This is a genomic window from Paenibacillus ihuae (assembly GCF_001368795.1).
Taxonomy (GTDB): domain Bacteria; phylum Bacillota; class Bacilli; order Paenibacillales; family Paenibacillaceae; genus Paenibacillus_AQ; species Paenibacillus_AQ ihuae.
In genome coordinates this window covers 3,334,237-3,347,051 of sequence record NZ_LN831198.1, presented here as the reverse complement: position 1 = coordinate 3,347,051, position 12,815 = coordinate 3,334,237, and the positions used below count along the sequence as shown (strand labels likewise).

11 protein-coding genes and 2 pseudogenes are annotated in these 12,815 nt (G+C 47.8%); 9 read left to right on the top strand and 4 right to left on the bottom strand.

The window, feature by feature from the left end; translation table 11 throughout:
• Nucleotides 1-99 precede the first annotated feature (99 nt).
• The 4 genes and pseudogenes from AQR02_RS15360 to AQR02_RS15345 all read left to right on the top strand — a co-directional run bounded on the left by AQR02_RS15360 (nt 100) and on the right by AQR02_RS15345 (nt 5,952).
• On the top strand, nt 100-1,806 hold the full coding sequence (locus AQR02_RS15360) for a GMC family oxidoreductase N-terminal domain-containing protein (protein WP_054942121.1): 1,707 nt from the start codon (nt 100-102) through the stop codon (nt 1,804-1,806).
• A 304-nt stretch (nt 1,807-2,110) separates the two neighbouring features.
• Nucleotides 2,111-3,627 (top strand): annotated as a pseudogene (locus AQR02_RS35585) (spore germination protein).
• A 9-nt stretch (nt 3,628-3,636) separates the two neighbouring features.
• Nucleotides 3,637-4,815: a Ger(x)C family spore germination protein gene (locus AQR02_RS15350; RefSeq protein ID WP_054941230.1), complete on the top strand. Its 1,179-nt coding sequence runs from the start codon at nt 3,637-3,639 to the stop codon at nt 4,813-4,815.
• A 27-nt stretch (nt 4,816-4,842) separates the two neighbouring features.
• On the top strand, nt 4,843-5,952 hold the full coding sequence (locus tag AQR02_RS15345) for a GerAB/ArcD/ProY family transporter (protein ID WP_054941229.1): 1,110 nt from the start codon (nt 4,843-4,845) through the stop codon (nt 5,950-5,952).
• A gap of 110 nt (nt 5,953-6,062) precedes the next feature.
• Here the strand turns inward: AQR02_RS15345 and AQR02_RS15340 are convergent, their stop codons facing one another.
• The gene (locus tag AQR02_RS15340) at nt 6,063-7,100 is read right to left on the bottom strand and encodes an asparaginase (protein WP_054941228.1); all 1,038 of its coding nucleotides are present in this window, start codon (nt 7,098-7,100) and stop codon (nt 6,063-6,065) included.
• A gap of 236 nt (nt 7,101-7,336) precedes the next feature.
• On the opposite strand from AQR02_RS15340, the gene AQR02_RS15335 reads away from it, so the two are divergent.
• Genes AQR02_RS15335 through AQR02_RS15325 form a run of 3 tightly spaced genes read left to right on the top strand, consistent with a single transcriptional unit; the run spans nt 7,337 to nt 9,711 of the window.
• A complete protein-coding gene (locus tag AQR02_RS15335; RefSeq protein ID WP_054941227.1) occupies nt 7,337-8,290 on the top strand; it encodes an MBL fold metallo-hydrolase in 954 nt (317 codons plus the stop codon).
• Nucleotides 8,256-9,125: a GNAT family N-acetyltransferase gene (locus AQR02_RS15330; protein WP_209444162.1), complete on the top strand. Its 870-nt coding sequence runs from the start codon at nt 8,256-8,258 to the stop codon at nt 9,123-9,125. Before AQR02_RS15335 ends, AQR02_RS15330 begins: the two co-directional genes overlap by 35 nt.
• Nucleotides 9,126-9,150: 25 nt before the next feature.
• Nucleotides 9,151-9,711: a hypothetical protein gene (locus AQR02_RS15325; RefSeq protein ID WP_054941225.1), complete on the top strand. Its 561-nt coding sequence runs from the start codon at nt 9,151-9,153 to the stop codon at nt 9,709-9,711.
• 50 nt (nt 9,712-9,761) lie between these two features.
• Here the strand turns inward: AQR02_RS15325 and AQR02_RS35150 are convergent, their stop codons facing one another.
• The 3 genes from AQR02_RS35150 to AQR02_RS15315 all read right to left on the bottom strand — a co-directional run bounded on the left by AQR02_RS35150 (nt 9,762) and on the right by AQR02_RS15315 (nt 11,205).
• The gene (locus AQR02_RS35150) at nt 9,762-9,893 is read right to left on the bottom strand and encodes a hypothetical protein (RefSeq protein WP_280818627.1); all 132 of its coding nucleotides are present in this window, start codon (nt 9,891-9,893) and stop codon (nt 9,762-9,764) included.
• Nucleotides 9,894-9,948: 55 nt separating this feature from the next.
• Nucleotides 9,949-10,377, bottom strand: a complete 429-nt coding sequence (locus AQR02_RS15320) for a PH domain-containing protein (protein WP_054941224.1) — start codon at nt 10,375-10,377, stop codon at nt 9,949-9,951.
• Nucleotides 10,378-10,851: 474 nt separating this feature from the next.
• A complete protein-coding gene (locus AQR02_RS15315; protein WP_245237480.1) occupies nt 10,852-11,205 on the bottom strand; it encodes a hypothetical protein in 354 nt (117 codons plus the stop codon).
• Nucleotides 11,206-11,440: 235 nt separating this feature from the next.
• Here AQR02_RS15315 and AQR02_RS15310 point away from each other — a divergent pair, with 235 nt between their 5' ends.
• Together AQR02_RS15310 and AQR02_RS15305 are read left to right on the top strand one after the other, a co-directional pair.
• Nucleotides 11,441-12,565, top strand: a complete 1,125-nt coding sequence (locus tag AQR02_RS15310) for a copper amine oxidase N-terminal domain-containing protein (protein WP_054941223.1) — start codon at nt 11,441-11,443, stop codon at nt 12,563-12,565.
• A gap of 57 nt (nt 12,566-12,622) precedes the next feature.
• A pseudogene (locus tag AQR02_RS15305) lies at nt 12,623-12,815 on the top strand (hypothetical protein); the annotation flags it as partial.

Here is a 12,815-nt window from a genome sequence, read left to right as displayed (position 1 = left end):
GTTATCCAGGGGTTGTTCCAGGCTATCGTGCTCTCCGTGGCAATTTGTTGACCATCGAACGTAAGGGAGGAGAATCCACAATTGTATGATACTGATGCAATGTTCGATGCCGACGTAATTGTTATTGGGTCCGGCGGCGGAGGTGCCGTTGCAGCGAAGGAGCTTGGAGAAGCAGGGTTGAAAGTTTTAGTACTGGAAGCCGGCCCCTGGTACGGAAATAAACAATGGGCGAATCCGAACAACGAGCGGGGCGGAGAGTGGAGCTCCGATTATAGGGATTTGGATGTAGCGATATACAAGAAAATGTTCAATGCATATGAAAACAATATGAACGATGTGGTGTCGGGCATATTCCGTTTTGGGCCTGCCGACCGCCGCCGTACGCCCTGGCACCGGGTCATGCGCCAAAAAGGGGATATCTGGCAGCTGTCCGGAGTAGGGGGGACGACCCAGCATTATTGGAGTCAATCGCCTCGCGCTTTTCCAGCTGCAGTGGATAATGTTTGGCCGATCAGCTACCGGGAGCTGATGCCCTATTATGAGAAAGCTGAAGCCACACTGCCCGTTCAGTTTGCACCAACCACGCCGAAAGAAGAGCTTTTTTACTATGGTGCCAAAAAAGCAGGCTGGCCGCTGATTCCGACGCTGAATGTTACGACTCCGGGATACCGCCCGAATCCGAACGCCATTCTGCCGACCAACGAACATCTGATGGATCTGAAATACCCGCTCGAGCAATTATCCGATATGGAAGGCTGCACTCTGAAGGGAAACTGTGTCAACGGATGCACAGCCGGTCCCTCGGTAGACAAAATCGCCAAACGAAGTACCCTTGTCAGCTACATCCCACTCGCCCTGAAAACCGGAAATGTCGCGGTCCGGCCTAACTCCTTCGTGACCAAAATCTTAACGGGTCATGACCCTAAAGAGGGACTGCGTGCGGTCGGCGTACAGTTTCGGGATACGTGGACGGGAGAAACCGGTGAGTTAACGGCCCGAACGGTGATCATGGCTGCCGGCTGCATCGAAACTCCGCGGCTCTGGCTGAATTCGGAGCTGCCCTATAACGAATGGGTGGGAAGAGGGCTAACCAATCACTGCTTTGACTGGGTTGCAGGTGTTTTTGAAGAAAAGGATCTAATGAGCATTATGGGCCTGCCAGCTGTCTATCCGTACGTCGGTCATACTTCGGGAGCCCGGGTCGATATTCCGGGAACCGGAATATTTCAAGTTTCTTGCCTAAGCCCAGGTCTAATGTCCTTCTTGACCTATGGGTTCAGTGAAGCGGGATATGACGCTCTTAATCCGCCGGAGCCGGGAGCGCCGTGGGATATTCATGGCCGTGTCGTCAGTCCTCAGTTCAAAGAACTGATGATGAACTATAGCCGGACTATGAGCATGCTGCTCCTGACGGATGATGAAACGCTCTACCGCAACAGAGTTGAGGTCGACCCGCTGCTCAAAGACGAAAACGGACCCATACCGGTCATTCATTATACACCTAGTGTCAAAACGCTCAAAAAGCGTGATCAGCTGGCGAGATACGCTTCAGAAACGTTGAAGCAAGCCGGTGCCAGAAAGATTATCCGTTCAGATACCCCTTTTGGCTTCATGCTCCATCTTGAAAGCACGATGCGGATGGGATACGTCACCGATACGAACTGTGAAGCTTATCAGGTAGGGCGGTTGTTCATTGCCGACAACAGTGTGCACTTTAACGGAATTGGTGGTCCGAATCCGACACTCACGACACAGGCGCTTGCTACCCGGACAGCTGAGAAGATCGTCACAAAGTATTTCAGCTAACCACCCATGGCAGTGGCATAATAGAGTACAGCTCCTGATAAAGCGATAATCAGCAAAAAGGCAGCTGCTTTTCCGAGCACCTTCATTCTTTTGCACCTCCTTTCCTTACGTATTTTTTTATGTATGAAGTATCTACAGCGGCAGGGAAAATATACCTTGATGGAGCTCCCGGCAAGGGACTATTTCTGAAAGCTTTGGAAAAAAGCTTTCAGAAATAGTCCTTTTTTTGACTTTAACTTATGGTATTTTGTTCCGAATAATCCAATAAAGGATGGGGAAAGTTAAGTTTTGATAGGAGGGGCATATGAAAACGAAAAAAAGAGTAGCTGATCCTTTCGGAAAAAAACTGAAAGAATTAGATAAAACAATGGAGCTGAAGATTTCCAGCGAGCTGGATGACAATGAAACGCTCCTCACTCAATTGTTTGCCAATTGCTCCGATCTAGTCGTGCGCAAACTTCATATGTTTGGCTCCATTCCGGGTATGGTGGTTTATCTGGATGTCTTAGTTGACGATCAACTTTGGGATGACGGTTTCCTGGAGCCTTTGATGCAGCCCGAAGCCGCGTCCAGCAGCATTTCCTCCCAGCTCTATGAAATACTGAATTTCAAATTGGCTTCCATCGTACAACCCCGTATCGTCACGAACATGAATGAAATCGTTCAAAGCATCGTTAGGGGAGAAGTCGTTTTATTCGCCCAATCCTCCTCAGAGGCGTTCACCTTTGGGCTCAAAGACAAGCTGCACCGCCAGTTGGAGGAGCCGGCAACGGAGGCAGTCATTCGCGGTCCGCGGTACGGTTTTATCGAGAAGCTTGACATCAACCTGGCTCTCATTCGCCATCGGCTCCGGACGCCCCGGCTAAAGGCTGAGAAGCTCTGTGTAGGAAGACTTTCTCAAACTGACGTGATGATTGTATATATTGAAAATCTAGCAGAACAAAGCGTAGTTAAAGAGGTGAAAAAACGGATATCCGGCATCGATATGGACAGTGTGCTGAGTCCGGTTATATTGAGGAATTGATTAGCGACCATCCTTATTCACCTTTTCCCCTGATGCAGGCGACTCAACGGCCCGATTTGGTTTCAGGTTCCCTGATCGAGGGTAAAATTGCGGTCCTGATTAACGGTTCACCGATGGTGCTCGTTCTCCCGATCACATTCTGGTTCGGGTTTCAGACTGCCGAAGACTATTATACCAATTTCATCTACGTTACGATGCTGCGATGGCTCAGGTATCTATTCGCTTTTTTAGCGATGTCGCTCCCTGCCCTATTTATTGCGGTTACGACCTTTCATCAGGAAATGATCCCTACCAGCTTGGCCCTTAGTCTTGCAGCGGCCCGGGAGGTTGTCCCCTTTCCGGCAATAGCGGAGGGATTGATCATGGAAATTACCTTTGAGGCGCTGCGCGAAGCAGGAATCCGCCTTCCCCGTCCAGTAGGCCAGACGATCAGCATTGTGGGTGCACTTGTGATTGGACAGGCTGCCGTTCAGGCAGGTATTATTTCCGCTCCCCAGATCATCGTCGTATCCGTTACAGGTATTGCTTCCTTTCTCATCCCGAACCCGGGCATGAGCCAGGCGATTAGTATTATACGGTTTCCGCTTATGCTTCTCGCTGCAAGCTTCGGCCTGTATGGCGTAGGGATTGGCTTGATTTGCGTCTTGATCCATCTGGTAACCCTGAAATCCTTCGGTGTTCCCTATATGACACCAATTGCACCGTTTAACCCCACAGGGCTATCGGATACTTTGATCCGTGCCCCATGGCGGGTAATGCGGAGGCGTAAACAGCAAACACAGCGAAGAATGGAGTGAAAGGAGCAAATGACCAGAATACTCCGGACATTCAGGTTCTTGGTTATTTTCGTTACTCTCGGATTGACAACCGGCTGCTGGGACCGCAATGAAATGGACGATCTCGCTTTGGTTATGGCAAGCGGAATTGATCTTACAGATGACGGACAGCTCGAAATAACACTGCAGATCGCCCTTCCCACGGGAATCCCCAGTGCGGTACAGTCTGGTGGGAGCGGCAAGAAATCAGTTATCGTCATCTCGGCCAGCGGGAAGAACTCATCGGAAGTGACAGGGAAACTGCAGCAACAATTATCCCGTGCCATTTATTTCGGGCATAGAGGCGTCATCATTTTCGGAGAACAATTCGCCCGGCAGGGTATTAATCGGGTAGTGGATACATTTACCAGATTCCCTGAGACCCGCGCTAATAGCTATGTGCTAACAACTTATGGAGGGACAGCCAAAGAAATTTTGAACACTTCTTATCAGCTTGAGCTCATTCCGGGTATAGGTATCAACAAAATTCAGTCCAGCAAATTAAGCTTTCCTGTCAAAATCGACGAATTCTTGAATGCACTGTCCTCAGAAGACAGATCACCGGTTACCGCTGCCATAAGGGTCATTCATAAAGGCACTGATAAGGAAACGTTCACGATAGACCGGGCTGCAGTTTACCATAGAAATCAATTATCCGGATATCTGTCGTCAGATGAATTAAAACTTTTACGCTGGTGGACAGGGGAGTCACATCATTTGAGGATTACTGTGCAAGTGGAACCGGAAAACAAACAATACGGAGGGACAGTAGGCGTTGAACTGCTGAATAGCAGTATGAAAATGCACACCGTGATTAAGAATGAGCTTCCTGAAGCAGGGGTCTCTCTGCATGCTTCCGTCCGGGCGATCGATAACGATTCGAAGCTGGACCTGAGCAATGTGAATCATATGAAACATGTCGAAACCTTGCTGTCTAAGCAAATTCGTAGTGAGACCGAGAGCATGTTAACGCATGTGCAGAAAGAACTCCAGTCGGATATCCTCGGCATCGGAGAGAATATCCACATCGAGCATCCGTATGCCTGGAAAAAAATGAAAGGAAAATGGCTTGATATTTTTCCTGAGGTTCCCGTGACTGTCGATGCCCACATCAAGATCGAACGAACAGGCAAAACGCACTTACCGGCACATAAAGAAAAGACGGGCTGACTATCAACCGGAAGAGGGCTCTATGCAATGAAGATGAAATTGACAGGTATACAGGTTTTCTGGATCATCCTTATCATGGATCTAGGGATGACATTGGTCATGACGGTCACCCCAAGTCTGCAGGCAAAACAGGATGCCTGGATTTCCGTTGTCGTTGCCGGAGGTATCGCATTGTTGATCGCACTCTTGGCGACGCAAGCCGCGAAGTTATACCCTGGGCAGACTTTTTTTGAATATAGTCATAAGATTCTTGGGAAATGGATCGGCAAAGCCGTACTCGTAATTTATTTGGTTCAATGGTATACGATTACCCCGATCATTCTCCGCCAATTCTCCGATGTGGTCCAAATCATGCTGCTTCACGGGACACCGAAGGAAGCGGTCATGCTCCTAATGATTTTCGTGATAGTCTATGCAACCTATGCTGGAGGAATCGAAGGCATTGCCCGCTGCGGCGAGATTCTGGGGCCCATCATCTTGCTCATGATCAGCCTTGTCCTGATCGCTAGCGCCAACAATATTCACTGGAGGAACATTCTCCCGATCTATGCGGATAGCGGAGTGACGGGAATACTGGGTGGAGCGCTGGCACCAGCCTCCTACCTCGGTCATTCTGTTGAATACCTTATGTTTGCCGCATTTTTGAACCAGCCGCGTAAAGGGGCAATTTATGCGTACGGGGCGGTCTTGAGTTCGGTATTCTTTGTTCTGATAACAACGCTGATGGTGATATTCACTTTAGGAGTCAATCTCTCTTCTAACACATGGTACCCTTTTTTCGAAATGACCAAGAAAATATCACTGTTTGGCTTTATCGATAACTTCGATGCGATACCGGTCGTGATATGGCTTGCCAGTGTATTCGTCAAATTTGCTGTGATGCTCTTCATGATGAGTTATGGTACCGCCCAATTTTTGCAGGTCCGAAACTGGAGGAACCTGATTTGGTTCATTGCCCCGGTGATGTTTGTATTTGCGTTAGTTCCCCAAGATGTAACGGAGGCTTCAACGAATTATCTACATCGTTACTGGGTGCCGTTTGCGATGCCAGTGAATATGCTCGGCCTGCCCTTACTCCTGCTTGTTGCAGGTAAATGGAGACAAAGGAAACGGCCGGCTGCTGCGGATCATGATTAAGAAGCGGCGACGTTAACAAAATGATAAGGATGTAGGTACGAAAAGCTATAGATAAGAAACAGCCCCGTGAGCATTCACGGGGCTGTTAGCTGATTGCACAGCTTTATAGCTTAGTACACATTAAACATAGCGGCGATTTCATCATAATGCGTTGTTTGCGTCAGCGCCAGTGAGAGCAGAATCCGCGCTTTTTGCGGCACCAGACTGTTGCAGGGAATGGAATTAGCAGAAAGGTCAATGTACGAATCTTTAAGTGTTATCCCGCTGGAAATCCGCGAGCAGCGGACCACCGGGATATTGTTGTTTTTCAGCTCGCCGACCTTATCTATCCACGGTTTGCTGTATATCCCTCCGCCTGCCCCGGCGATAACAATTCCTTTGGAAACCGTGGACAGGTAATCCAGAATACCAGGGTTGGCATCTACATGGAAATAGGCGACGGATACTTCAGGCAGTCCGGTCAGGGACGAGACATCAAACTGGGCATCTATGGTGTGCTTTTTCAAAGAGCGGGTGTAAAAGAAGGCCTGGGCATCCCGCATATATCCGAGACAGCCGAAATCCCGTTCATCAAAAGCATTCGCCTTAAACGTGTTAACCTTCTGAACATCTCTGCCGCTGTAGATCCCCTCTGCAAAGACGACCATTACGCCCTGTCCGGAAGCATCCGGATTGGCAGCGAGCGCAACAGACTGGAAGAGGTTCAGAGGTCCGTCTGCACTGATTGCCGTGGCCGGGCGCATGGAGCCTGTGATAATAACCGGCTTATCCGTCTTGATGACCAGATTCAGGAAATAAGAGGTTTCGTCCAGAGTATCTGTTCCGTGCGTAATCACAAACCCGTGGATATCCTCCCGCAGGGCCAAGGTATTAATGATTGAAGCAAGTGTCAGCCAGTGATCACTGGTAATGTCGGCACTGCACAGATTGCTTACCTGTATTCCTGCACAATTAGCTAACCGCTCCAGGTGGGGGACACTGTCCAGCAGATCTTGTATCGGCAGAGCGCCGGGTTCGTAATTTAAGGTTTTATGTGCTTCTCCGCTGCCGGCAATCGTTCCGCCGGTGGCGAGAATAACCACATTTTTCAGGCTGGGATTATAAAAGTGAGAAGCTTCGAAATTCACTTCCGGTGTTGGAATAATCATGTGCAGTTTCCTTTCAATTAAACTATATATGTGAGAAAGCTAACGTAAATCAAGTGAGAAGTCAATAGAATTCTCTAAAAGGGAAATATTACAGCGGAACCTATAACGATACTTGTGTCTCAGAATTAGCCGTCTTCTAGCTCTCTGTTAAGTGCTGAAAAAGTTACTGCGTAATATTTTCCATATTATAGTATAATGGCAGATAAACTTTTAAAGTTAAAATAGGGGGACTGAGGTTGAACAAATTCTTCACCTTGCATTCAGTGGCTTCAGGCGTGTGGGCGGCAATTGTTATTCCGGGCAGCGGAGCACTTGGGAATGCAGCGATCGTTGATTTAGGCGATATTACCGTTGTAGTGGATACGTTCAGTCTTCCACAAGCGGCGCAGATTCTGAGGGAAACAGCTGAGCAGCTGACCGGAAATCCGGTGAAGTACATAGTTAATACACATTTTCATGGTGATCATCATTACGGAAATCAGGTTTTTACGGACAGTCAGATAATCACTACAGACCTTACCCGTGAGATTCTGACTAAACTGGGCGCTCCGGAAGTGGAAGTGTGGCAGGAAGGATTGCAGAAGCAAATCGCGGCATTAACAAAAGGCATGCAGGCGGCGCAAGATATCCGGCTGCAAACTGCATATGCCAATGAAATTGCGGATAAAGCTGCGCTGCTGGCGGCTGTTCCCGGCATCCTCAGGAAGACGGCGGCAATAACCTTTTTAGACAAGCTGATAATTCATGGGAGTGCGCGTTCACTGACTCTCCTTACCTTTGGCGGCGGGCATACGGATAGTGATGCCTTCGTGTACATTGAAGATGCGAAGGTGCTGATCGCCGGAGATCTGGTGCTGAGTAACTCACATCCGGCTATGCTGAGCGGTTTCCCGGCCGCATGGATAGAGATCCTGCAGCGGATCGGGCAAGAGCTTAATTTCAGCCTTGTGATTCCCGGTCACGGGGAAGTTACAGACCGCAGCAGCGTTGGCGAGATGATAAGTTATCTTAGTGAAATTCAAATCTATGCAGCACAAGCCGCAGCAAGCGGGGAATCAGCTGATCTCTGGATGGCTCGGGGTATACCTGAACCTTTTGCTGAGTGGCAGATGTCTCATGTCTTTGAATGGAATTTCCGCTGGCTGTTTAAACAATTTGTTAACGAAAAGCGAGGAGAAGGCAATGATTGAACTGGAGATTAAGGACTATTACCTGGCCTTACCGTTGCTGGATCAAGTGAAAATAAATACGTTATTCGCCAGAAGCGTCCTGGAGCAGAACATTGACGGGAAGGTGTTTACGGATTGTGCTGACAGTCCCCGTGCTTTTTATGTGGTTCATTCTTATGGAATGTCTCTCTTATTCGGAGAAAGAGGCGATGAAGCCTTTGAAGACTCGCTCTTTGATTACCTGACCAATAAAGCCGAAACCAGACAGTCGGCAGAGTGGCTGCAGGCAGATCCGGCAGGAGACTGGACCGGCCTGATCGATTCTTTCCGTACTTCACATAATGGTGCGCTTGTTACCGGAGATGACTTACCAGAGGGCGATACCCCCCGGGCCATTCAGCTACATACAAGGGTTAACTTCCGCTTCGACCGGCAGGTATACCTTACTGCCAAGGAGCATTTTTTTAAGCAGGATGAAATGATCGTACAGACAACGAAGGAGCAGTTTGGTGCGCTGGCAGAAGGTGTCGTGCCCCGTTTTTTCTGGCGGAATGCGGCACATTTTGAAGCGGAAGGTATAGGGTTCACTTTACTGCGGGATGGCGAAATAGCCGCAACCGCGTTCTCAGCCTGCTGCGCACAGAATCAGCTGGAGATAGGCATTGAGACGGCGCACAAATATCGGGGAAAAGGTTACGCATTCTCAGTCAGCTCGGCCTTGATTGATTACTGCCTGGAACGCGGGCTGAAACCGGTCTGGGCCTGCCGTCTGGAGAATGAAGGATCGTATAATCTCGCGCAGAAGCTGGGTTTTGTACCGGTACTGAATCTTCCGTATTACCGGTTAGCCTATTAAAAATGCAGGGAGGTGGGGAAGCATTTTGCTCAGGACTTCAGTGCTGCGGCTGTTGAGTGTGCTGATACTAATTGCATTAACTGCCTGCAGCTTTTCGAACCGTACGGATGAGCCGGCATCTTCTTCGATCACAGTAACTGCAGATGGCAGTAATATCCCGGCAATCATCCACATCATAAACGAAAGGCAAACTGGAAATATATCCGAGGGCGCCCCGTTCAAAGCTATTCTTGAGGATTCAGAAGTCAGTATCCCCTATGTGAAATTAGGTGAGTCAGTTCAGATTCAGCTGGAGAAGGGGGCTTCTGCCGTATATGAATTGACGGATGTGCTGCTGAGGGAAGACGGCGGCTATAAATACAAAATGCCGGATGACAAGCCGTTAGTCATTGAATTCAGCAGCGGATCAGGGTCATTTGTACTTAAAGAGAATATAGCAGCTTTTTTAAGCTCAAATACCAAAGACTATGAGCCCGGTGCCATCATCCGCGGATTCAAGCTGACGGAGCAGGGGGACGGCGGTGAGAAGCGGGAATATTATTTTGTGCTCAGAACGGACGCTGAGTCAGTCAGGCAGAGCTTATAGATGTACAGTTATCAATATCTTGAGAATAGTTTGCGGAAAGGGAGGAGACTTCAATGGAGCGGATAGAACCGCTGGATATTAGCGATACCCGTAGTGGAGAACCGATTCCGCATCAGGGCAGTGAAGAATATGTAATAACTGCCGGTGAGCGTAAGCTGGAGTACCGGATTTTGCTCTCGCACCCTTACAAAGTCCCCTGCCGGAAAAACAGGGGACTTATTATGAAACCATGCTATTTCAACCGTTCAGGCGCTTGTGGTTCTCATGCGCGACGCTGACGAGGGCGGTATACAGAGGCTGCACATTGAACTTTTTGGAAAATTCAAATTTATAGACGGCCGTCTGCAGATTATTCGTTTTATGATACGGGGAGGTAATATAATGCAGATTGATTTCACAATCATCAAAACCAGTACCTCCGGTCTCCATAGTGACTTCAAATATAGAGCTGAGATGGATTGACGCGACACGCGTTTTCTTTCCGGTGACACCTTGATGATCGATCAGGATTAAACGTTCATCCGTAATAATAAAAGCATCGCGGATCAGTTTGAAGCCTGTACGGATTTGTTCTTCAGGCATCAGATATGCCCCGTACTGGTTTTTCAGCTCCGGAATGGTTACCTCCGAATAATTGCCAAGTAAACCGCCAAACAAGTTAGCCATTTTATTCCCTCCTGAGTTCCACATATTGATGTGGATGTATTGTTGCTTTATTAATCCCTGTTAATATTCTCCAAGAAACGACATAATCCTGCTGTGCTTTAATGTTAAACTTATCTCAATTTTATACAATCTGAGTAGGTATACAAATTGAATGCTTGGTGAAAAATATGGAAGAAATAAAAAGAAGGGAGTGGCAAAGCTGGATATTACAATGGGATCAGATGAGGTCATTAGCCGGATCAAGCAGCTCCAATCGGGGTGGGGGAACGGTTAATAAGAAGCAGGTCAAGCAGCAGGATCCGGAACTAATGCGGAGCGCACTGTATTATTTTCCAAGCTGGGAACATGCGGTGAAGAACGCGGGACAGCTGTAAGCAGCACAAATACAAAGAGCCGGGAACCTGCAGAATTTAGGGTCTGCAATCCGCGGCTCTTTGTGCATCAATCAAATTCATGAACAGGTATTCCGGACAGTCACGATTTTCGGACAATCGTTTGGCGTTCGATCGCTTTCTGATTTAAATGAAGCTGGTTCATATAATCGTTGATTTTTAGCTGCAGCTTGCGGAGAATCTCGATCTGCATCTCGTTGATCCGGTCTTCAATACAAAAGGCTGAACAGGAGAGCTGGCCAGCCGTATATGACTTGGATTCATCCACCACGGTATTGAGCTTCTCTTTATAAATTCGCTTTACCGGGCCATCCTCGCCTTTAATCTCATAATAGCGGTTCGTCTCCAGCAGCAGTCTCCAATGACTCACCTTAACGTCAAATTCATCTTTTTCAATAGCCGCGGATACTTTCACAATTCTGATGTGACTGTCCATGGTGATAGATCCTCCTACAAACCCATCATATTAATGGGTTTTAATTTCGTGGTAAAGCCATTAGCGATTATATCATGCCAGTCGAGCTATTCCCACTGGAAGTTATGGTAAAATAGTTCAATCGGACTAAGTCTTAATACCTCTTGTGTTAAATAATGGGACTGCAACTTTTTTCTATTTTTTGAGTCCAATAAATGTATGGAAACAGGAAATAATAGGAAGGGGTTGATCGTTCATGCGAAAAATATGGCTTGTTTTGCCTCTACTGGCCTTTTCACTGATTTTTGCTTCGGTCTCGTCGGCTGCTTCGAACGCTTATTTCAGTTATACAATGGAAAATGGGGGGGATGCTACCGGACCAGCACTGCTAAAGGATGGTACTGTTTATGCCCGGGCTACTTTTTTGGAATCGGCTGGTTTGCAGGTTACCTGGAATAAGTCCCATCGTCAGGCTACTTATACCGGATGGGAGAAGTCGGTAGTGATCACAGTAGGCAGCAAGACGGGGAAGCTGGATGGGAAAACTGTATATCTGGGTGGAACGCCTTTTGTATACAAGGATGAATTATATCTTCCTGTCCGGTTTATGGTCCAGGCTTTGGGAGGCGAATCGGTAAGCTGGAATGCCAAAAGTGCAGTTTATACCGCTAAAGGGATTCAGACCTTCGCCAGTACCAATGCTTCCTATGCGGGTGTGAACTATACGGTTGATAAACAAACAGGGAAGCTATATGCTTCTACTCCCGCCGGACAGCCCCGGCTGATTGCCAATCTGGGTTCAGAGCTATATGACATGGTCACTTTCGATTTTCAAAAGACAGCCGGAGGCTTAATATATCTGACCATATCAGATATTTACGGAGAGCCGCATATTAACAATAAATGGTATACGCTGATTATTAAAGATGGCATGGTGATCCGGCAGGCAAGCGTGGGTTACTGGATCCGGTTCGGAGATAATGTGAACATGTATGGCAACAAACTTATTCTGACAGATGGCAAGACTCTGCGGGTAATCGAAGACGGGACAGGGAAAGTAGCAGAGACGATGGATTTAACCAAGCTTGGCGGTGCAGACGATAAGTATCTGATTGAAGGGATAGATGAGGACTTCCTGCTGATCCGTCCAAATCAAAAGGGTCTGCTAACCCTGATCGACCGTAAGACAGGCTCCAAAACATTGCTCTATAAAGCATTACTGGATGCAGACCAGCAACTTTACGCTGAAACGAATGATATTCCTTTCTATGGGGATCAGCTTGAATTTGTTGAACGTAAAGGCAATCTGCTGCTATTCAAGAATCAGGCAGTCCGCGACGGCCGGATCTATGAATATGATCTTTCCAAAACTCAGCCTTAGGCTGAGTTTTTTACAGGCATGGTAGAGATAGAACCTTTATAGAAAGGGGTATTCCAAGTGGATTATTTATATCATTACTATGAGAAAGCAATCGGCCCTTTTCGAAATCTGTCAGATCTACCGGCGGATGAGGCAGCAGAGATTCTTGACTCGATTAAATGCAATAAGAATGTTATGGCGGGACGCAGAGCTGCAGGATATATGGAACGGAGATACGAGCTGGAGCAGATGGCCAGAACGATGTTCATCT

Bases quoted from the DNA above. Each gene is read 5' to 3' on its own strand.
- AQR02_RS15360 (WP_054942121.1), top strand. From the start codon at position 100: ATGTTCGATGCCGACGTAATTGTTATTGGGTCCGGCGGCGGAGGTGCC.
- AQR02_RS15350 (WP_054941230.1), top strand. From the start codon at position 3,637: ATGACCAGAATACTCCGGACATTCAGGTTCTTGGTTATTTTCGTTACT.
- AQR02_RS15345 (WP_054941229.1), top strand. From the start codon at position 4,843: ATGAAGATGAAATTGACAGGTATACAGGTTTTCTGGATCATCCTTATC.
- AQR02_RS15340 (WP_054941228.1), bottom strand. From the start codon at position 7,100: ATGATTATTCCAACACCGGAAGTGAATTTCGAAGCTTCTCACTTTTAT.
- AQR02_RS15320 (WP_054941224.1), bottom strand. From the start codon at position 10,377: ATGGCTAACTTGTTTGGCGGTTTACTTGGCAATTATTCGGAGGTAACC.
- AQR02_RS15315 (WP_245237480.1), bottom strand. From the start codon at position 11,205: ATGGACAGTCACATCAGAATTGTGAAAGTATCCGCGGCTATTGAAAAA.
- AQR02_RS15310 (WP_054941223.1), top strand. From the start codon at position 11,441: ATGCGAAAAATATGGCTTGTTTTGCCTCTACTGGCCTTTTCACTGATT.